The organism is Streptomyces sp. NBC_00353 (genome assembly GCF_036108815.1).
Classification (GTDB): domain Bacteria; phylum Actinomycetota; class Actinomycetes; order Streptomycetales; family Streptomycetaceae; genus Streptomyces.
The window spans coordinates 9,663,038-9,681,063 of record NZ_CP107985.1; the positions used below are offsets into that span (position 1 = coordinate 9,663,038).

Sequence of the window (18,026 nt, forward strand, 5' to 3'; positions counted from 1 at the left end):
CTGACGTCGTGGAGCCGTCATTCAGGCAGACCCGCAAGATCGCGGCCGGCCCGGAACGTCTGCAGGCACGGTGAAACTTGAGTGGCACCTCGCGTGCGAAGCCGTGCCCAAAGGAGTGGTCGACAGACCGGTGTGGCTGCTGGTGCTCCAAGTGCGCGCTGGCCCGGCCTGGTCGGCCAGGGGCCTTCGTTCGTAGCCCGGCCCCGACGGTGACGTGCTCCACAGGCAGTGAAGGCGCCTGTTCCGCGGGCTGCCGGCACGCCTACCTCGACAGCCTGTTCATCGACCCCGGCATGGCGGAGGACGCCTGGGCCGACGTCGCCGACAGTGATCCCTCGGAGCCTTGGCGAAGGACCGTCGAGGAGTGGCTGGACAAGGAACTGCCAGCCTGGACGATGAGGAAGCCGTCGGACTGGGCGGGGTGGAGCTGATCCGGGCCGCGATGCGCAAAGCGGCCGGGCAACTCGGCTGGAAGGTCACCTGTCACCAGCAGCACGTGAAGCAGAGGCGATGTCACCGCCCCTGCACCCCGCGGACGGATGCCGGTTGGGCGGATCACAAGGGTGGACTGACGGCGCAGTGACCGTCACAGGGCTCCGGCGTCCCGGGCCGTCCAGACGCTCGGGTAGATCGGCCGGAAGCCGAGCTCCCGGCGGATCCGCTGGTTGGACACGATCCCGAACCACGGGTCGGGGTCCGTGAGCTCGTGGAGTCCGGCGGGCACCTCGACGCCGTTGAGCTGGTACAGCTCGACCGTCGTGACGGGAGCGTCATCGGCGATGTTGTAGATCCGGCCGGCGATACCCGGCGCGTACAGCAGACGCATCAGGCCCTGGGCGACGTCAGCGTGGTGGGCCATCTGCAGGCGCTGGTGCGGCGCCCAGCGGGCGGCCCAATGCAAGGAGTTGGCGAGGTGCGGATCGCCCTCGCCGTAGACGAAGGGGAGCCGCCCGATGCGTACGTCCAGGCTCTTGAGCGCGAGCAGTTCGCGCTCGGCCTCGGCCTTGGACTCGGGGTAGGCGCCCCACATCGCGCCGCCCGGCCGACTCTCGTCCTCCTCGGTCAGCGGGCGGCCCCGTCCGAGGCCGTACACATTGTTCGTGCTGACCTGCACGAACCGCTCCACGCCGGAGGTCTGCGCGGCGCGGCCCAGGGCCACCGCGGCGTCCCGGTTGACGGCCCACGCCTCCTCATCCGGCACCCCGCGGAAGGCGGCGGCGACGTTTACGACGGCGTCCACACCGGCGAGTGCCTTGCCGAGTGCCTCCTCGTCGCGCATGTCTCCTACGGCGACCTGGGCGCCCAGCTCTGCGAAGCGCTCGCCACGGGCCGCGTCCCGCACCAGGACCCGCACCTGCTCGCCCGGCTGTCGCTGGGCCAGCAGCCTCGGCACGAAGCGCCGTCCAACTTGTCCCGTCGTACCGGTCACCAAGATCAGCATGATGTGCTCCTTAACGCACTGTGTCGCCTGTCGTTGATGACCAGCCTCGGCGGATGCGGGGACGACCGGGAGAGACCTCTTCATCAGGGGATCGGGAGTCCCTGGATAAGCCGGCCCGCATCCCGCACCCTGGCGAGGTGAACCGAGCCGAACTCGCCGACTTCCTGCGCCGCGCTCGTGCCCGCCTGGACCCCTCCGACGTGGGTCTGACGGCCGGCGCCCGCCGCCGTACGCCGGGGCTGCGCCGCGAGGAGGTGGCCCAGCTGGCCGGCATGTCCGTGGACTACTACACGCGGTTGGAACAGTCCCGGGGCCCGCGTCCCTCCCGCCAAATGCTCACTGCGCTGGCCCGCGCCCTGCGCCTGACGGAGGACGAACGCGACCACCTCTTCCACCTCACCGGTGAAGAGCCGCCGCGCCGGGAGGCAACCAGCACGCATGTGCTCCCGGGCCTGCTCCTGGTGCTGGACCGGCTGTACGACACCCCGGCGATGGTGGCGACCGACTGCGGTGAGGTCCTGGCCCAGAACGCGCTGTCGCGGGCACTGAGCGGAGACGCTCTCGCCCGCCCGCCCCGAGAACGCAACATGATCCGCCGCTTCTTCCTGGACCCGGCGGCCCAGGAGCTGTTCCCGCCCGAGGACCGCCCGGAGCGCGCCCGCGAGCAGGTCGCCGGCCTGCGAGCGGTGGCCTCGGCCCGCCCCACGGACCCCGAACCCGCCGCCCTCGTCGCCGAACTGTGTGCCGCAAGCGAGGAGTTCGCCCACCTCTGGGACGAACACGAGGTCGCCGTACGCCGCGCCGCCACGAAACGCTTCAGGCACCCTACGATCGGCATCCTCGAACTCGACTGCGAGATCCTCGTCAACTCCGACCACAACCAGCAGCTCGTCATCCACACGGCCCGCCCGGGCACGGCGTCGTACGAGCGCTTGCAGTTGCTGCGGGTGGTGGGCTTGCAGGACCTCACGCCGACGACCCCCTGACCGCGTGCGCGCCTCCCGAGTTCGCTCCCTGCCCACCGCAAGCCTGCTTATGTGACAGCTATCGCGCCTCGGCTCATATGGGGTGTATCCGACCATCAGGCCGGAGGCATTCAGAAGCTGAGTTCTACGTAGTCGATGTCGGTGAATTCGACCAGGACCCCGTCGGCACGGCGGCCGCGGTCCTTGAAGTACTCCTGCTGGAGGCCTTCGGCGAGGACGGCCTGGAGCTGCTGCTCCGGGGCGCCGGCGGCCTGCGCGTCGAAGAGGCGGGCTGCGTAGGTGGCGGGTGAGCAGGAGGAGCGGCGTGCGGCTCAGCGAGAGAAGGAGCGGCGCGAACAGACGGAGCAGCAGCTGACGGAGCGGCGCGAGCGGAACGAGGCCGCCCGACGGGAGCGGGTGGAGCGGGCGTTGGCCGTGCAGCGTGAACAAGAGGAGGCAGCGGAGCGCCAGGCGCAGCGGGAACGCGCCGAGAAACTCGGCTACCTGGCGCCGTTCGTCATGGGAGCGTGAAGAAGGCGGCCCGTGAGGAGGGGGTCACCACCTGGCGCGAAATGGGGGACAAGACCGGGCAGCGTGAGCTGAGCCGCCTCACCCACCAGGACAAACTGACGCTGCTGGAGACAGCGGAGAACAAGACCCTCCCTGGCAGTCCCCTGTGGTCCGTGATGCGGCCCCGCAAGAGCAAGAAGGACACCACCAGAGCCCCAGCCGCCCCGGCGGCCCCGGCCAAGACCGCTGCCCGCAGTTCTCAGAGAGGGAGGTGACCTCATTCAACCCTGCCCGACAACTCCACCTCACGCGTCCACTGATCCTTCCACCGCGAACACGCCTCGCCGCCCCGCCACCCCGCGCACCCAATCCGGCCTGGCGCGACAGTCCGTCCTGGTCTGCATCGGCGTGAAGAACGTCGAGGTGGACGGCTGGTCCGGCCGGCCCCCAACCGCCGCCGCCCTCGGCGGGAACACGGTCGTACTCGCCGGCCAGGGCAAGCGCGTGTCCTTCGAGGCCACCGGGATGCGCGCCGAGTCCGCAGCCGGACGCCAGCGGAGCCCATCGCGGTGACATCGCTCGCCAGTCCAGGAGTGGATCGGCGCACCGGAAGCCTCACCCGAGAGATGAAGGGGTCCCGGTGGCGCGGTGTGCCTTGCCGATGACCATGGGGCGGCTACCAGGGGACCGGTGTTCCGTCCCAGGAGAAGAACGCGCCGGAGGGTCCGTCGTCAGTCAGCGTTGCCAGCCGGACCGCGCCGGCGGCCGCCTCGGCCGGGTCCCCGCCCGCAGCCGCGGCGGCGTTCAGATCGGTTCGTCGCAGACCAGGTGCCAAGGCGTTGACCTTGAATCCGTCGCTGGCAAGGCTCTGGGCATAGAACAGGGTCAACGCGTTCAGGGCCGCCTTCGATGAGCGGTAGGAGGCGAAGGCACCCCGGAACCCGGAGTGCTCGGTGGCGGCGGCCGCAAGCGACCCGGTCCCGCTGGAGATGTTCACGATTCTTGGGTGGGCGGAGCGCCGCAGGGCCGGCAGTAGCGCGTTGGTCACCGCCACCACGCCAAATACGTTCGTCTCATAGACCCGGCGGAAGGTATCGACGTCCTCGTCCTGCGCGCCCATACCCTCAGCGGGGGAGACGCCCGCGTTGTTGACCAGGACGTCCAGAGCGGCGATACGGTCCGCCGCCGAGGCGATGCTCACAGGATCGGTGACATCGAGGACCAGAGGCCTCGCGTCACCGCCGATGTCGGCGACGGTATGTTCCGCACGTTCGGCGGTCCGCGAGCCGACGTAGACGGTCAGTCCCGCCTGGACGAGCTGGCGGGCGATTTCCTTGCCGATCCCTTTGTTCGCGCCGGTGACCAGCGCAGTCAAGATTTCCATGCCACCAGCCTCGCCGCCGGCCCGGCACGCGACCAGGGACAATCGATACCAGGAAGACACAGCCCGAGGAGATGCCCGGTGGCCCGAGACGAACTGGCCCGCTTCTTGCGCGACCGTCGTGCGGGACTGCGCCCCGAGGACGTCGCCCTGCCCGCGGTGCCCCGGCGCCGCACCGGCGGTCTGCGCCGGGAAGAGATCGCGGACCTGGCGCACATGTCCGTCGACTACTACGTCCGCCTGGAGCAGGCGCGCGGGCCGCGTCCCTCCCCGCGGATCCTCGACGGCCTCGCGGCTGCGCTGCGACTGGCTCCGGCCGAGCGCACTCACCTCTTCCAGCTGGCCGGCCAGACCCCCCAGCCGCCCACGGCACCCCCGCGGCGCGTGCGCAGGCACATTGCCGACCTGCTGCACCGGCTCCCGGACACCGCCGCCCTGGTCACCGCGGCGAACTACGACGTCCTGGCCTGGAACCCGCTGGCCCAAGCACTGCTCGGCGACCTGGACCGGCGGCCGAACCTTGCGCACCGCCGTTTCCTGCTCCGCGAGCAGGTCCTGACCACTGGCCACGAGGACTTCGCCGAGATCGTCGTCTCCCGCCTGCGCACCGCCGCCGACCGCTACCCCCACGACGAAAATCTGTCCGGCCTCCTGGCGGACCTTACGGCGAACAGCGCGGAGTTCCGCGAGATCTGGGCCTCCCACCCGCTGCGGATCCCCGGGCACCGGATGAAGACCTTGGTCCACCCCGAACTCGGCGAGCTTCGCCTCAACTGCGACGTGCTCAATCTCCCCGAGGACGACCAGCAAGTGCTGTTCATGACGGCCGACCCCGACACACCGACCGCCCGCGCCCTGCGCCGCCTGTCCACCCGGCCTTGAGGCCCGCCCCGAGAGTGCCGTCAACGAGCAGGGGCCACGTGACGGGCAGCTCACGCTTCTGGCGGTGGCATTCCTTGTCCTCGGCGTGCTCGCGTGCCTTCTGTGCGGCTTCGGCCTCGATCTGGGCGCGGGCGGTCTGCAGCTTGGCCAGGCGCTTCTCGCGGCGGTCGAGTTCGGCGGGCAGGTCGGTGTCCTTGCCGTCACTGCCGAAGGCGTGGTCCTCGGCGGTGTCGACGTGCTCGGCGTCGGCCAGCAGAGCGGCGGCCTGGGCCTCCAGGGCTGCGATCTCGGCTTCGATCCGTTCTTCCTTGTCGACCAGCCGGCCGTAGCTCATCGCCTTGTGCTTGGAGGCGCTGGCCTGCATCGTGCCGTCCAGGGCGACGCGGTCCATCTTGACCATGCCCAGATTCTGCGCGAGGTGCAGGGACTGGGCGAACAGGTCGGCGAGGGCGTCCAGGTGGCGGCGGCGGAACCGCGATATCGAGCGGAAGTCCGGGGCCTGGTCGGCGGCCAGGAACCGGAACGCGATGTCGTCGGCGCACTTGCGCTCGATCGCCCGTGAGGAGCGGACCCCGGTGGTGTAGCCGTAGATCAGCAGCCGCAGCATCAACCTGGGGTCGTAGGGCGGGTAGCCGCGCTTCTCGGTGTAGTCGGCCAGGACCGGCCCCAGATCCAGGACTTCGTCGACCAGGTCGGCGACGAACCGGGCCAGATGGTCCTGGGGCAGCCAGTCGTCCAGCGACGGGGGCAGCAGCAGGACCTGGTGCGGGTCGAACGCCTGGAACCGCTTGTCCACCGCCGCCCCACGGCCCTGTGACCGCCTCCTCTCGACCGGTTCGACCTCGAACAGCCCATCCCCACCACCCATACCGCCATAATCCCGCACGAATGATCACGAAACGTAGGCGGGTTGCCGGTTGCTGGAACCAACGACTACGCGCCGGGCAGCTGCCCCGCCGCCCAGCGCTACTCCGCCACCCTCGGGTGCTGGAACCAGCCGATGATCGGGGAGGTGCGTTGACACATGCAGCTAACGTCACTAGCCTCTAGCTAATGCAGTTAGCCAACTCCCAATGGAGGAAGTCATGACCGAGCACCTGACCATCGGCGACAACACCATCGCCTACGACCTGATTGGTGAGGGCCCTCTCGTCGTTCTGGCGCACGGCCTGGGCGACAGCCGGCACTCCTACCGCTTCGTCGCCCCGGCCCTGGCCGCGGCCGGTTACCGGGTCGCGAACGTCGACGTGCGTGGCTGCGGCGACTCCGGCCTCGGCTGGGACGGCTACAGCCGCTCCGACATCGCCGGCGACCTGGTCGCCCTGGTGCGCCTCCTCGGCGGCCCGGCCGTCATCATCGGCCAGTCGATGAGCGGCGGAGCTGCGACCATCGCGGCCGCCACCGCGCCCGACCTGATCACCGGCGTCATCGAACTGGCACCGTTCACCCGCAAACAGCTGAACGACCTCGGCGGACTGGTGCGGGTGAAGCGCTACCGGGCCGGTGCCACTCTGATGGGGCGGGTCGCCTTGCTGGGAAGTCTGCCAGCCTGGAAGAAGTACCTCGACCTGGCGTACCCGGTCAAGCCCGCCGACTGGGACGGCGAACTGGCGCGCATCGAGGCCAAGATGAGCGAGCCCGGCCGGATGAAGGTTCTGCAGGCCATGTGTCAGTCCGCGGCCGACGCCGGCGCGCAGTTGCCCAACGTCGCCTGCCCGGTCCTGGTGATCGAGGGCAGCGCCGACCCCGACTGGGCCGACCCGCGCGCCGAGGGCGAGCGGATCATCGCCGACCTGCCCCAGGGCCTCGGCGAACTGGTGGTCATCGAGGGTGCCGGTCACTACATGCACGCCCAGACACCCGAGAAGGTCGTCGCGCTGGCCCTGCCCTTCCTGGCCAGGACGCTGACCCTTGCCTAGGGCCGGACTGTCCCCGGCGTCGATCACCGAGGCCGGCGCCATGCTGGTCGACGAGATCGGGTTCGCCCAGCTCAGCATGGGCCTGGTCGCCGAACGGCTCGGGGTCAAGACCCCCTCGCTCTACAAGCACCTCACCAGCCAGGCCGACCTCGCCCACCGGATCGCCATCCTGGCCGTGACCGAGCTCGGCGACGCCATCCGCGACGCAACGCAGGGCCGCGCCGGCGGCGACGCCCTCGCCGCCGCCGCGCAGGCCATGCGTACATACGTGAGAGAACATCCCGGCCGGTACGCGGCAGTCAACAGTGCCCGCCCGGACGGGCCCGACGACCCGTTCATCCCAGCCAGCAACCGGGCGCTCAGCTCCCTCTCGGCCGTGCTGCGCGGATACCACCTGGACCCCGCCCAGGAGGTCCACGCCCTGCGGATGCTGCGCAGCATGCTGCACGGGTTCTCGACCCTCGAAGTCGCAGGCGGCTTCCAGTACGACACAGACGCCGACGACAGCTTCACCTGGATGATCACCTTCATCGACCAAGGACTCCAGGCCACCACGCCAACCCCCGGGCCCGCAGCGCCCACGCCCTGACAAACGACAGGCGGCCACTACTGTGATCGACAAGAATCCGTCCCAGAACGACTATGCCCGAGGGGCACTGCGATTCCTCACCGAACTCATCGCGTGGGTGGGCGCTCCCTGGGCCCTGTGGCCGCACTCGATAGCCCTGGCGATCGGCGCCGTGGTGATACTGATCGGGCTGCCCGCGGTCTTCAGTACGCCGGGCGACAGGCCCGGCGGCCGCACGCCCGTATTGGTGCCCGGTATCGTGACGATCCTCCTGGTGCTGATGCAGCTCGCAGCCGCCACAGCGGCAACGTGGGCGCTCTGGCCCTGGTGGGCTGCCACAGCAGCGACCGTGCTGTGCCTGACCGTGACAGTCACCGAACAACCGCGCTGGCGCTGGCTGCTCAGTGCGCCGGGTAACCCCACCGGAGCGCAACCTGGAAGGTCGTCATGACCGACTCCCCGTCCACAGCCGCACCATCAACCTGGGGTCGTAGGGCGGATAGCCGCGCTTCTCGGTGTAGTCAGCCAGGACCGGCGTAAGGTCCAGCACATCGTCGACCAGGGCGACGAACCGGGCCAGGTGGTCCTGGGGCAGCCAGTCGTCCAGCGACGGGGGCAGCAGCAGAACCTAGTGCGGGTCGAACGCCCGGAACTGCTTGTCCACCACCGCCGGACGAACCTGCGGCTGCCTCTTCTCGACCGGCTCGACCTCGAACAACCCATCACCGCCACGCATACCGCCATCATCCCGCACGAATGATCACGAAACACAGGCGGGGCGCTGGTTACTGGGACACGCTCCGGGGTGCTCTGGCGGTTCCGCGCCGGTACGGGCTGGCGTGATGTCCCGGAGCGGTACGGGGCCTGGTCCACGATCTACTCCCGGTTCAACGGCTGGGCCAAGGCTGGGGTGTTCCAGTCCCTGATGGACGCGTTGATCGCCGAGGCCGCTGCGCGGGGGCAGGTCGGTCTGGAACTGGTCAGCGTGGACTCCACGATCGTGCGGGCACACCAGGAATCGGCTGGGCTGGCGGGGGCCGGAGAGACCCTGGACGCGCTGGAGCAGGCACTGACCGAGGAAAAGGGGGCTCCACTTCCGCAGCAGCCACCAGTGCTGCGGGTGATCCGGCAACAGCCACTGCCGATCCGGACACGGCGGACGCGGCCTCGGACGAGGATCGGGCCGCAGCGCGTCGCCGCCGCAGGGCCAAGGCGGACGCCGCCGGGCTCGGCCGGTCCCGAGGCGGACTGAGCAGCAAGATCCACGCGGCAGTCGACGCCGCCGGACTGCCCCTGTCATTCGTCCTCACCCCCGGACAGGCCGGGGACTGCCCGCAGTTCCAGGCCGTGCTGGACAAGATCCGCATCCCCGGACCTGTCGGCCGCCCCCGCACCCGACCGAACGCCGTGGCCGCAGACAAGACATCCCACGCCGATAAGCGTCAAGCCGCTGCTGCAGCAAGTTCGGGTGACGGCTGCGGGAAGGCGATTGTTTCGTCGTAGATGTGACCGTTCTGGAGGCAGTAGAACAGCATTCCCATGAAGCGGTTGAAGAGGTTCCTCTGTGCGGCAACGTGGCGGTCGCCGGCCGCTCGGCGGCGGTCGTAGTGGGCTCTGGCGCCTGGTGAGCGGGTAAGGGAGACGAAGGCCCAGACATAGCCGACGGCAGCCAATCTCTGATTCTTGATCTTCCGACTCATGACCATGCAGCTCTTGCCGCTGGACCTGGTGACCGGGGCGCTTCCTGCGTAGGCCTTGAGGGATCGGGCGTTGGCAAAGCGGGTCCGGTCATCGCCGATCTCTGCCAAAATCCGGGCGCCGGTCAGTGAGGCAAGTCCCGGAAAGCTGCGGATGATCGGGGCATCGTGATGCTCTGCGAAGGCTTGCGTGACGGCTTCTTCGAGCTGTTCAGCGTTATCGCAGGCGGTGTTCAGCTGCCTGAGCAGGGCGGATGTCTGATGCCCGAGGGCTGTTTCGACCTGCGGGAGCTGGTGGAGATACTCCCGCTTGAAGACTTCGTGGAGCCTTTCGGCTTCGGTCTGGATGCCGCGGACCCGGCCGGCCTGCTTGAGCAGGGACTGCAGGCGTCGCCGTGTCAGCTTCGCCGCCATGGTCGGGGTCGGGGCTGCAGCCAGGATGCTGCGGGCTTCTCTCGAGCACAGGCCGTGTTTGTGCTGGGCGTAGGCGTCGAGGATCGCCGGGTAGAACTCCCTGAGCTGAGAACGGAGCTTGTTCTGGGCCTGGCCGCGGGCCCAGACGGCGTCCTGCTGGGCACGCGCGAGCACGGCGATGGCCTGCACGAGCTCGGAGTCCGCGGGCAGCGGCCGGTGGGCGGCCATGTCGGTTCGCAGGATGTTGGCCAGGGCCGCGGCGTCGACGGCGTCTGACTTCTTGCGGGCGACGGAGTGACGGTCCCGATAGCGGGCGACTGCCAGCGGGTTGATCGCGAAGACCGGCCGGCCGGTGGCCCGCAGGCAGGCGACGAGGAGCCCGCGCGATGTCTCGATCGCCACGGGGATCGGGGCGTCCTCGCTATCGCCATGTTCAGTCAGCAGGGCCGTGAGCTGGGCGAACCCCGCCGCGTCGTCACTGATCCGCACTTTGGCGAGTTGCTTTCCCCCGGCCTCAACCAGGGCTATGTCGTGGTGGCCTTCGGCCCAGTCCACCCCACAGAAAACTGGCGTCGGTAACCCGACGATCTCCATCCGGCTCTCCTTCGTCCCGGCTCTTTTCCCAGGCCAGAGCCTGTGCAGGGTGCGCGTGCTCCCTAATGGAAGTGCTCAAGGCACGTCATCCCACCAGCCGTTCGCAACCCCAGCGAGTCATACGGTCCTCGGTCCGTGTCAGAGCTGAGGGCTCAGGCAGAGGTGAGAGGTGATCCGCATAACCGGCTCGGACTACGAACAGCAAACCGCGGAGCAGTCAGATACGGGCCTGCCTACACAAACGGGACCACGTGAATGCCGTCGGAGACGGATCTGTACCTGTTCTTGCCCACTTGAGGTCCATGCTGCTGGGCGCGAGCCAGCCTCGTCTTGTCAACAGGACTCTCAGGCCCGGGCCTACTCAAAGGCTCGGCTCGCGCCCTGAAGATCAGCTCCCGCCGACCTTCGCTTCCCATTAGGCCTACTCCTCCCGGGCCAACCGGCCTACTTACGCCGGCGCCACATCAGCGGTGTCATCCCGGAGAAGACCGACCAGCAGGTTAATCGGAAGAAGAAGGGCTCGGCCGGCGGCCGGCCCGTCACCTACGACCCCGAACGCTACAAACAGCGCAACACCGTTGAACGTTGCTTCCAGAAGATCAAAACATGGCGCGGCCTGGCCACCCGCTACGACAAGACGCCCGCGAGCTTCGAGGCCGGACTCCACCTCCGAGGATCGATCATGTGGCTGAAACTCCTGACCGCAACCACATGATCCGAATCCCAAACAGCCCCTAGGACACATCGCGGCGAGGAATCGCGGTGCCGGCGGCTGAGGCCGGTCACACAGGCGGCGGACCCGCATGCCCCGAGTCTCTTGTGACCGCCTCAGCAACGGTCGGAGCGAGCAGGGCGTCACGGTCTGCGTCGGCCCCGACTGCCCTGCGATTGGTGGCAGGCGTCGGCGTCGCGGCCTGTCAGCGGGTCGACGGCCGCAGCGGGCTGCTGCCCGCCGGCGGGGGCGAGGGAGGTCAGCAGTTGGAGCTTCTCGGCGGCGTCGCTGTCCTGGTCCGGGTAGTAGAGCACGAGCAGCAGGTCTCCGACGGCGAGCTTCTCGCGGTTGAGGTGCAGTTCGCCCACGACTGGATGGTTGACGGTGCTGGTGTAGCCGAGCGCTTTGATGTCGTGCCGTGCCCACAGGGTGCGGAAGCGGTTGCTGGCCAGGGACAGCTCGCCGACGAGTTCGACTGAGCGCTGGTCGGTGACGCTGTCGTCCACCGAACGGCGAAACGCCGCGACGGAGTCGACGACCGCCGCCTCCCAGTCGTGCTGGAAGTGGCGTTCCTCGGGGTCGAGCAGCAGGGAGCGCAGCCGGTTCCCGCCAGGCCGCAGCCGCGGCGACAGCGCCATCGCGAGCCGATTGGAGGCCAGGACGTCGAAGTGCCGGTCCTCGACGAACGCCGGCACGTCCACGGCCGCCAACAGATGGTGCAACCGGGCGGGCAGGCGCGGCGTGCGCTGCTTGCGGCGGGCCGGCGGGCGGGGCACGTTGAGTCCGAGCAGGTACTCGGTTTCCAGGTCGTCGAGGTGCAGGACACGGGCGATGGCCTGGAGCACCTGCGGGGAGGGGTTGTGATCCCTGCCGCGCTCCAGCCGCAGGTAGTAGTCCGCACTGATACCGGCAAGCATCGCGACCTCCTCGCGGCGAAGCCCTGGGACGCGCCGGTTGGCGCCACCGGGGATGCCGGCCTGCTGCGGCGTGACCAGGTCGCGGCGGGCGTGCAGGTACTTGCCCAGCCGGTTCGCGTCGTCTTGAGGCATACCTCCCACGGTAGCCGCGGCCGACGGTCGCAGAGGGGGTCCTGGCACACCCCGGATCGGCAGGGCCTTTCTAGTTCCAAAGCATGTGAGCGAGCCTGGTTGCGGAAGAACGGGTAGTTGTTGGACGGCTACCGAACGTTATAGGGAGGTTCTGGTGAAGCTCACCAATCGCACAGTGCTCATCGTCGGTGGCACCTCTGGCATCGGGCTCGAACTCGCGCACCGGTTCGCGAAGGACGGCAACACGGTCGTCGTCGGCGGGCGCCAGCCCGAGCCACGGGACGGCCTGCAGTCCGTTCAGATCGACGTCACCGACCCCGCCTCGGTCCTGCGGGCCCGCGACGAAGTGCTCGCCGCGCACCCCGACCTCGACGTTGTTGTCACGATGTCCGGAGTCCTGCTCACCGAAGACCTGCGCGACCCCGCGCACATCACCGACGCCGAGAACATGGTCGCCACGAACCTGCTCGGTACCATCCGGGTGATCGACGCCTTCACGCCGCACCTGATCGGCCGCGGCGCCGGAACGTTCATCACGGTGAGCTCGGGAATCGCGTTCCTGCCCTTCCCGCTCATGGCCACCTACGGCGCCACGAAGGCCGCGGTCCACTCCTACACCGAGTCGCTGCGGGCGCACCTGGCCGGGACCGGCGTGGAGGTGGCCGAGCTCGTGCCACCGGCCGTCGCGACCCCGGCGATGGCGAAGCTCAACCCGGCGGCCGTTCCGGTCGACGATTACCTCGATGAGGTGATGGAGCTGCTGGCCGTGGAGCCTACGACCCGCGAGATCATTACCGAGGCCGCGCTGCCGCTGCGCTGGGCCGAGCGGGACGGCACCTACGCCGAGCTCCTGGAGCGCCGCTCCGCGCCGCTGAACAACCTGCCCGGCCGCTGATCGGCCCGGTTCCCGGCCCGGCTGCTGATTCCGCTGTCGCGGGGCACCGACCCGCCGCGACCTCCTGAACACGGCCTACGTCGTGGGCGGGTCGGCGTCGCCCCGCCCACCTGCCTCGTCGCAGCGGCCCGGCCTGCAGTCTCCCGAACCACCAGAAGGGATCCACCGATGACTACCCCCAGCAACGGACGATCGGTTGTCGGCTTCATCGGCCTGGGTGACCAGGGACTGCCGATGGCCGAGGCCATTGCCGGGGCCGGGTTCCCGGTCCACGCCTGGGCGCGGCGCCCGGAGGTGTGGGACGACCCACGCCTGAGCGCGCTGACCCGGCAGGATAGCCCGGAGGCGCTGGCCGCCGCAGCCGACATCCTCGCGGTGTGCGTCAACACCGACGCCACCGTGCTCGACCTGGCGGCGTCACTGCTTCCGGCGATGCGGCCCGGAACGGTCTTCGTCAATCACGGCACCGGGACCCCGGCCAACGCGGTCGCGATGGCCGAACTCGCCGCCAGGCACGGTATCGCCGCCGTTGACGCCCCGGTCAGCGGCGGCCGGCAGGGAGCCGAAGCGCGCACGCTCACCACGCTCGCCGGCGGAGAGGAATCCGCGATCGAGATGGTGCGGCCGGTGCTCCAGTCGTTCTCGAGCCGCGTCGTCCATCTGGGCCCGGCCGGCACCGGTCAGCAGGCGAAACTGTTCAACAACGCTCTGATGCTGATGAACATGCGCGCCATCAACGACATGCTCACCCTCGCCAAGGACACCGGCGCCAACCCCGCCGCGCTGGTGGACGCGCTGCGCTCCGGCAGCGCGTCCAGCCGCGCCCTGGAACTGCTGGGCACCATGGTCCGGCCGGAGACCGCCGATCACCTGTCGGAGGTCTGCGTGCTCGACATGGAGATCTTCTCAGCGGCGATGAACGGGGCTGGCGTCCACTCGGAGACGGTGCGACGGGTGACCGACGCCGGCATGGCCGGAGCCCGCGGGCTCGCCCAGACATTGAAAGTAGTTACGGAGGTCGACATGACTGAGTTCCTGAACGTTAAAGGCGGCACCCTCGCCTACGAGGTGACCGGCTCCGGGCCGCTGATGGTGCTTGCGCACGGGATCGGCCAGAGCCGCGACGCCTATCGGTTCCTGGTACCGGAGTTGGTGGCCGCCGGTTACCGGGTCGCGGCCGTGGACCTGCGAGGCAGCGGCGAGTCGACCGCGACGTGGCCGTCCTACACCCGGACCGACATCGCCAGCGACCTGATCGCGCTGATCCAGCACCTCGGCGGTCCCGCGGTGCTGGTCGGCCACTCCATCTCCGGCGGCGCCGCGACGATCGCCGCTGCCAAGGCGCCGACGCTTGTGAGCGCCGTCGTCGAACTGGCGCCGTTCACCCGTAAGGTGGAGTACTCGCTGAGCGCCCTGGGCCTGTCCCGCTACCGCAGGGGCGCGACGGCGATCTCGGCCGTCGCGATGCTCGGCAGCCACAAGCAGTGGCGGAAGTACCTGGAAATTGCGACCCCGGAGCCGCGCCCGGCGGACTGGGCCGCGAGCCTGGAGCGCACCGACGCGATGCTGCGCGAGCCGGGCCGGATGAAGGCCCTGCAAAAGCAGATGAACAGCGCCGCCGACGCCGGGGCCCAACTCGGCAACGTGCATTGCCCGGTCCTGGTCGTCATGGGCACCCTCGATCCCGACTGGGGTGACCCGAAGGCCGAGGGCGAAGCCATCGTGGCCGCGCTTCCGGAAGACGTCGGCCGACTCGAGATGCTCCCGGGGGCGGGCCACTACCCGCACGTCCAGTTCCCGTCGGCAGTGGTCGGCCTGATGCGCTCGTTCCTCGAGACGGCCCGTGCCTAGGGCCGGATTCGACCGGGCCACGGTCATCGCGGCCGCGTCGGAACTTGCCGACGAGGTCGGCTTCGCTGGCCTGACCATGGGCCTGCTGGCCGAACGGGTCGGCGTACGGACACCGTCGCTGTACAAGCACGTCGATTCGCTGGACGCCCTCCACCGGGGCGTCGGCCTCCAGGCCGTCCGCGACATCAGCGCCGTCCTGACTCGGGCCGCCGTCGGCCGGTCCGGTCTGGACGCGGTCCGCGCGATCGCCGAGACGTACCGGAAGTGGGCCCTCGACCACCCCGGCCGGTACGCCGCCAGCGTCCGCGCCCCGCGCCCCGCGGACGAGGAATACCAGGCCGTGGCCCACGAATCGGTGCAGATCCTGTTCGACGTGGTCGCCGGCTTCGGGCTGACCGACGAGCGCGCCATCGACGCGGTCCGAGCCCTGCGCACCGTCATCCACGGCTTCGTCGGCCTCGAAAGCGACGATGCCTTCCAGATGGAGCGCGACCCCGCCGACAGCTACCGGTTCGTCGTCGACACGCTCGTCAACGGCATGCGGGCCGAGGCCGCCATCGACGGGCCCGGCACTGCGCCGCTCCATGCCGGGGAGGGATCATGACCCAGGCCGCTGACTCCCCGAACCGCACCAACGCCGCTTCCGGGCTGCGGTTCCTGACCGAACTGATCGGCTGGACGGCCACCCCGTGGGCGCTGCACAGGGTCGATTGGGCGGTCGCGATCACCGCGCGGTCCTACTGATCGGACTGCCGGCTGTCGTCGGGACACCCGGCGACCGCCCCTTCGACCCGCCGGTGGCGATCCCCGGCGCGGCAATGCTCCTGCTCGTGCTCCTCGAAGTGGCCGCCGCAGCGGTGGCCCCGTGGTTCGTGTGGCCCACGGGGGCGGCGGTCGTCGCGACCGCGCTGGCCGCGACGTCGGTCGTGCTCGAACAGCCTCGCTGGCGTTGGCTGTTGCGCCACTGAATCACAACTCGATACGCACCCTAGCTGAGGAAGACAGCGGGAGGGCTGTCTCCCTCTTCGCGTCAGACGCGACCTTCGATGACCTCACCCTGCATACCTCCCAGCTCTTGTCGCCGATGATCGTCTGGCCGGGGTGGGAGGTGGTCACTCGGGGGCGGTGTCGAGCATGTCGCGCAGGGTCTCGCGTTCGTCGGCCTTTGCACCGGTGAGTGCGAACAGGACCGGAAGGCCGCCGGGTGTGCAGACCAGGTGCAGGCGCAGGCCCCAGAAGTACCGGGAGTGCGAGGCGCAGTAGCCGTGCTGGGCCCAGCCCGCCAGGTCCGATCGCTTGGCGGTTTCCCGGGAGCAGCCGCAGCCGACGGGTGTGGAGTCGACCAGCCATACGTCGTCGCTCCACAGGGCAGTGTCCCGGGCGAGGATGCGGATGCTGCGGCCGACCCCGCCCGGCACCGCTGTCGCGGCACACCAGCTCGCACATCACGGGATCCAGCAACGCGCCGGCGACCGCCTTCACTTCGTGGAAGACGGCCGCATCACGGCCGACCGCCCTCCATTCCTCACGCTCCCAGTGCAGGGGCCTGGTCCCACCACCGGGCGATCACCGCGTGCGTAAGCCCGAACACCTCACCGGGCTCCGTACCCGCCCGCCGGGCACGCCGCGCGACACCATTCCGTCGCCGCTGCGTTGCCGCTACCTCCGGCAGGCCGCGCAGGTCCAGGCACTCGAGCGGCTGGTCGGCGTCCGCGTCCATACCCCACCGCCCATGCGTGGCGCACAACCGGTCCCGTCGCGCCGCGTATTGGGCCACCCGGACCGCCTGTCCGGTTCGTCGCGCCGCACACGGACGACGGTCGAATGCCACCGGACCGGCCACCCACCACAGCCCTTGCGGTGTTTCGTCCCCGCCACCTGCGACAGTCCCTGGGGTGTTTCGTTTCCGCTCTGTTCGGCGAGCGGCTCCTCCTGCGCCAGGATGGCAGTGCCCACGCGGGTATCTCCGGTGCCAGTGCCCCGGCGGAACGTCGGCGTCCACGCCGTAGCCGGCAGCTGTCCTCTGCGGCAGCGACCACGCGCGGCCAGTCGTCTCCCATGCGCGCCGGGTGCCGCCGGCCGGAACTCAACCGGCTGTCACCCGGTCGTCGATCAGGACTGCACGGGTCCGGGACCGATCGAGGAACCGCGCCTCGTCGACAGCCACGCGTTCGTCCGAAACGGCCTGCATCCACGTTTGGAAGGCGTTGCGATCGGTCCAGCCCAGCTCGGTCACCACGTCGAAGTCGATCAGGTCCTCATTCAGGTTGAAGGCGTCGCCGCGCACGGGAGTGTCTAATAAACGGCCCTGTCTCACTTTCGGTGGTGACGGAGAGTCGTGGGGGTCGTTGTTGTTGGTGTGAGGGATGTCAACGAGCTTGTGCGGATGGTGTTTTCGGGGTTGTTCCCGCTGGTCGTCGAGGATGTGGTCGACGAGGGTCAGCGGATCGAGGTGCGCGCGCGGACTCCGCAGGATGACGCGGTCTGTCCGGTGTGTGGGGCCCTGTCGGGGCGTGTGCACGGCTATCAGCTGCGGACGGTGGCCGACGTGCCGGTCGACCACCGCAACGCCGCCGTGGACGCCGCCCGCAAGGACCGCGGGAGGCGCGGTTCGAGGGCGACCTGGTCGTCCCGTCGGACGACAACCTGGTGCGCCCGGCCCCGTCGCCGGCGCTCATCCCCGCCCGCGACGCGACCGGCTCTCCGGGGGAGCTCCGCCTCTACTTGCAGAACAACTTCACGGCGAAGGAGTTCTCGGAGAACTACGAGGCCCGCGAGCAGGGTCTGCCGCTTCCTCACCGGGCCGCCGGCAGCGTTACGGTCCGGGACGACCGGGACAACGACGTCGTCGACTCCTGGACGGTCAGCCTGACCGGCTGCCCGCTCCAGCCCCACGAGTCGCGCGGCAGCGTGTGGGTCCAGGTGCCGCACCACATCACCGAGGGAGCGGGGCTGCGCAGCCTGGAGTACGAGCTGCTGCCGCCCCGCCGTCGCACGTACTGGGTTTCCAGGCAGGACCAGGTCCAGCTTCCCAACCCGGCGTTCGCGCAACGCACCGGCTGGTGGGGGCGCCTGCTGGGCAGGTAGCCCGCCCTCCTGCCTCTGAGCGACAGGGACCGGCCCCGGCGTCCCTCTGCTGGGGGAGAGC

The 18,026-nt window shown here is 69.6% G+C and carries 22 protein-coding genes and 7 pseudogenes; 21 read left to right on the forward strand and 8 right to left on the reverse strand.

The window, feature by feature from the left end:
- Positions 1-209: 209 nt before the first annotated feature.
- Entirely contained in the window at positions 210-431 is a 222-nt protein-coding gene (locus tag OHA88_RS43470) for a hypothetical protein (RefSeq protein WP_328623769.1), read from the forward strand.
- Positions 432-586: 155 nt separating this feature from the next.
- On the opposite strand, the gene OHA88_RS43475 is transcribed toward OHA88_RS43470, so the two are convergent.
- Positions 587-1,441, reverse strand: a complete 855-nt coding sequence (locus tag OHA88_RS43475) for an NAD-dependent epimerase/dehydratase family protein (protein WP_328623768.1) — start codon at positions 1,439-1,441, stop codon at positions 587-589.
- A 137-nt stretch (positions 1,442-1,578) separates the two neighbouring features.
- Between OHA88_RS43475 and OHA88_RS43480 the strand changes: the two genes are divergently transcribed.
- From OHA88_RS43480 to OHA88_RS43500, 5 genes are all read left to right on the forward strand, one after another.
- Complete coding sequence (locus OHA88_RS43480; protein WP_328623767.1) at positions 1,579-2,427, forward strand: helix-turn-helix transcriptional regulator; 849 nt, start codon at positions 1,579-1,581, stop codon at positions 2,425-2,427.
- 77 nt (positions 2,428-2,504) lie between these two features.
- The gene (locus tag OHA88_RS44820) at positions 2,505-2,717 is read left to right on the forward strand and encodes a hypothetical protein (protein WP_443044142.1); all 213 of its coding nucleotides are present in this window, start codon (positions 2,505-2,507) and stop codon (positions 2,715-2,717) included.
- On the forward strand, positions 2,707-2,937 hold the full coding sequence (locus OHA88_RS43490; protein ID WP_328623766.1) for a hypothetical protein: 231 nt from the start codon (positions 2,707-2,709) through the stop codon (positions 2,935-2,937). Before OHA88_RS44820 ends, OHA88_RS43490 begins: the two co-directional genes overlap by 11 nt.
- Positions 2,934-3,191, forward strand: coding sequence for a hypothetical protein (locus tag OHA88_RS43495; protein WP_328623765.1), 258 nt, complete (start codon positions 2,934-2,936; stop codon positions 3,189-3,191). The genes OHA88_RS43490 and OHA88_RS43495 overlap by 4 nt, the downstream gene beginning before the upstream one ends.
- Before the next feature lie 133 nt (positions 3,192-3,324).
- A complete protein-coding gene (locus OHA88_RS43500) occupies positions 3,325-3,489 on the forward strand; it encodes a hypothetical protein (RefSeq protein WP_328623764.1) in 165 nt (54 codons plus the stop codon).
- 103 nt (positions 3,490-3,592) lie between these two features.
- On the opposite strand, the gene OHA88_RS43505 is transcribed toward OHA88_RS43500, so the two are convergent.
- Positions 3,593-4,300 carry an SDR family NAD(P)-dependent oxidoreductase gene (locus OHA88_RS43505; protein ID WP_328629547.1) on the reverse strand — a complete coding sequence of 236 codons (708 nt, stop codon included), beginning with the start codon at positions 4,298-4,300 and terminating at the stop codon, positions 3,593-3,595.
- 78 nt (positions 4,301-4,378) lie between these two features.
- Here OHA88_RS43505 and OHA88_RS43510 point away from each other — a divergent pair, with 78 nt between their 5' ends.
- Positions 4,379-5,179: a helix-turn-helix transcriptional regulator gene (locus OHA88_RS43510; protein ID WP_326580615.1), complete on the forward strand. Its 801-nt coding sequence runs from the start codon at positions 4,379-4,381 to the stop codon at positions 5,177-5,179.
- Positions 5,180-5,237: 58 nt separating this feature from the next.
- On the opposite strand, the pseudogene OHA88_RS43515 reads toward OHA88_RS43510, so the two are convergent.
- Positions 5,238-5,975: pseudogene (locus OHA88_RS43515) on the reverse strand (transposase); the annotation flags it as partial.
- A gap of 289 nt (positions 5,976-6,264) precedes the next feature.
- On the opposite strand from OHA88_RS43515, the gene OHA88_RS43520 reads away from it, so the two are divergent.
- The 3 genes from OHA88_RS43520 to OHA88_RS43530 are packed head-to-tail and all read left to right on the forward strand — an operon-like array spanning position 6,265 to position 8,117.
- The gene (locus tag OHA88_RS43520) at positions 6,265-7,098 is read left to right on the forward strand and encodes an alpha/beta fold hydrolase (protein WP_328623763.1); all 834 of its coding nucleotides are present in this window, start codon (positions 6,265-6,267) and stop codon (positions 7,096-7,098) included.
- Positions 7,091-7,687: a TetR/AcrR family transcriptional regulator gene (locus tag OHA88_RS43525; RefSeq protein ID WP_443044141.1), complete on the forward strand. Its 597-nt coding sequence runs from the start codon at positions 7,091-7,093 to the stop codon at positions 7,685-7,687. The genes OHA88_RS43520 and OHA88_RS43525 overlap by 8 nt, the downstream gene beginning before the upstream one ends.
- Before the next feature lie 22 nt (positions 7,688-7,709).
- On the forward strand, positions 7,710-8,117 hold the full coding sequence (locus OHA88_RS43530) for a hypothetical protein (RefSeq protein WP_328623762.1): 408 nt from the start codon (positions 7,710-7,712) through the stop codon (positions 8,115-8,117).
- A gap of 15 nt (positions 8,118-8,132) precedes the next feature.
- Here OHA88_RS43530 and OHA88_RS44825 read toward each other — a convergent pair.
- Positions 8,133-8,291: pseudogene (locus OHA88_RS44825) on the reverse strand (IS5/IS1182 family transposase); the annotation flags it as partial.
- A 201-nt stretch (positions 8,292-8,492) separates the two neighbouring features.
- Here OHA88_RS44825 and OHA88_RS44830 point away from each other — a divergent pair.
- A pseudogene (locus tag OHA88_RS44830) lies at positions 8,493-8,580 on the forward strand (transposase); the annotation flags it as partial.
- A gap of 298 nt (positions 8,581-8,878) precedes the next feature.
- Positions 8,879-9,088: pseudogene (locus tag OHA88_RS43545) on the forward strand (transposase); the annotation flags it as partial.
- A gap of 20 nt (positions 9,089-9,108) precedes the next feature.
- Here OHA88_RS43545 and OHA88_RS43550 read toward each other — a convergent pair.
- Positions 9,109-10,371: an IS110 family transposase gene (locus tag OHA88_RS43550; protein ID WP_328629538.1), complete on the reverse strand. Its 1,263-nt coding sequence runs from the start codon at positions 10,369-10,371 to the stop codon at positions 9,109-9,111.
- Positions 10,372-10,846: 475 nt separating this feature from the next.
- On the opposite strand from OHA88_RS43550, the gene OHA88_RS43555 reads away from it, so the two are divergent.
- Positions 10,847-11,086, forward strand: coding sequence for a transposase (locus tag OHA88_RS43555; RefSeq protein ID WP_443044396.1), 240 nt, complete (start codon positions 10,847-10,849; stop codon positions 11,084-11,086).
- Positions 11,087-11,226: 140 nt separating this feature from the next.
- Here OHA88_RS43555 and OHA88_RS43560 read toward each other — a convergent pair whose 3' ends face one another.
- Entirely contained in the window at positions 11,227-12,132 is a 906-nt protein-coding gene (locus tag OHA88_RS43560; protein ID WP_328623760.1) for a helix-turn-helix domain-containing protein, read from the reverse strand.
- 154 nt (positions 12,133-12,286) lie between these two features.
- On the opposite strand from OHA88_RS43560, the gene OHA88_RS43565 reads away from it, so the two are divergent.
- The 6 genes and pseudogenes from OHA88_RS43565 (at position 12,287) to OHA88_RS43590 (ending at position 15,846) form a co-directional block, all read left to right on the forward strand.
- The gene (locus OHA88_RS43565; protein ID WP_328623759.1) at positions 12,287-13,027 is read left to right on the forward strand and encodes an SDR family oxidoreductase; all 741 of its coding nucleotides are present in this window, start codon (positions 12,287-12,289) and stop codon (positions 13,025-13,027) included.
- A 168-nt stretch (positions 13,028-13,195) separates the two neighbouring features.
- Positions 13,196-13,969 (forward strand): annotated as a pseudogene (locus tag OHA88_RS43570) (NAD(P)-dependent oxidoreductase); the annotation flags it as partial.
- A gap of 81 nt (positions 13,970-14,050) precedes the next feature.
- On the forward strand, positions 14,051-14,878 hold the full coding sequence (locus OHA88_RS43575) for an alpha/beta fold hydrolase (RefSeq protein ID WP_328629545.1): 828 nt from the start codon (positions 14,051-14,053) through the stop codon (positions 14,876-14,878).
- Positions 14,871-15,482: a TetR/AcrR family transcriptional regulator gene (locus tag OHA88_RS43580; protein WP_328623758.1), complete on the forward strand. Its 612-nt coding sequence runs from the start codon at positions 14,871-14,873 to the stop codon at positions 15,480-15,482. Before OHA88_RS43575 ends, OHA88_RS43580 begins: the two co-directional genes overlap by 8 nt.
- Entirely contained in the window at positions 15,479-15,622 is a 144-nt protein-coding gene (locus OHA88_RS43585) for a hypothetical protein (RefSeq protein WP_328623757.1), read from the forward strand. The genes OHA88_RS43580 and OHA88_RS43585 overlap by 4 nt, the downstream gene beginning before the upstream one ends.
- Positions 15,589-15,846 (forward strand): hypothetical protein, encoded by a 258-nt coding sequence (locus OHA88_RS43590; RefSeq protein ID WP_328623756.1) that lies wholly within the window; start codon positions 15,589-15,591, stop codon positions 15,844-15,846. The genes OHA88_RS43585 and OHA88_RS43590 overlap by 34 nt, the downstream gene beginning before the upstream one ends.
- Before the next feature lie 159 nt (positions 15,847-16,005).
- On the opposite strand, the pseudogene OHA88_RS43595 reads toward OHA88_RS43590, so the two are convergent.
- Together OHA88_RS43595 and OHA88_RS43600 are read right to left on the reverse strand one after the other, a co-directional pair.
- Positions 16,006-16,272: pseudogene (locus OHA88_RS43595) on the reverse strand (transposase); the annotation flags it as partial.
- Positions 16,273-16,964: 692 nt separating this feature from the next.
- Positions 16,965-17,165, reverse strand: a complete 201-nt coding sequence (locus OHA88_RS43600; RefSeq protein ID WP_328623755.1) for a hypothetical protein — start codon at positions 17,163-17,165, stop codon at positions 16,965-16,967.
- Positions 17,166-17,264: 99 nt separating this feature from the next.
- On the opposite strand from OHA88_RS43600, the pseudogene OHA88_RS43605 reads away from it, so the two are divergent.
- Both OHA88_RS43605 and OHA88_RS43610 read left to right on the forward strand, forming a co-directional pair.
- Positions 17,265-17,456, forward strand: a pseudogene (locus OHA88_RS43605) (transposase family protein); the annotation flags it as partial.
- A gap of 71 nt (positions 17,457-17,527) precedes the next feature.
- Complete coding sequence (locus tag OHA88_RS43610) at positions 17,528-17,965, forward strand: hypothetical protein (RefSeq protein WP_328629951.1); 438 nt, start codon at positions 17,528-17,530, stop codon at positions 17,963-17,965.
- Positions 17,966-18,026 lie beyond the last annotated feature (61 nt).

Excerpts from the sequence above, each read along its gene's own strand:
- OHA88_RS44820 (WP_443044142.1), top strand. The coding sequence starts at position 2,505 with ATGGGGTGTATCCGACCATCAGGCCGGAGGCATTCAGAAGCTGAGTTC.
- OHA88_RS43560 (WP_328623760.1), bottom strand. The coding sequence starts at position 12,132 with ATGCCTCAAGACGACGCGAACCGGCTGGGCAAGTACCTGCACGCCCGC.
- OHA88_RS43585 (WP_328623757.1), top strand. The coding sequence starts at position 15,479 with ATGACCCAGGCCGCTGACTCCCCGAACCGCACCAACGCCGCTTCCGGG.
- OHA88_RS43520 (WP_328623763.1), top strand. The coding sequence starts at position 6,265 with ATGACCGAGCACCTGACCATCGGCGACAACACCATCGCCTACGACCTG.
- OHA88_RS43550 (WP_328629538.1), bottom strand. The coding sequence starts at position 10,371 with ATGGAGATCGTCGGGTTACCGACGCCAGTTTTCTGTGGGGTGGACTGG.
- OHA88_RS43575 (WP_328629545.1), top strand. The coding sequence starts at position 14,051 with ATGACTGAGTTCCTGAACGTTAAAGGCGGCACCCTCGCCTACGAGGTG.
- OHA88_RS43475 (WP_328623768.1), bottom strand. The coding sequence starts at position 1,441 with ATGCTGATCTTGGTGACCGGTACGACGGGACAAGTTGGACGGCGCTTC.
- OHA88_RS43505 (WP_328629547.1), bottom strand. The coding sequence starts at position 4,300 with ATGGAAATCTTGACTGCGCTGGTCACCGGCGCGAACAAAGGGATCGGC.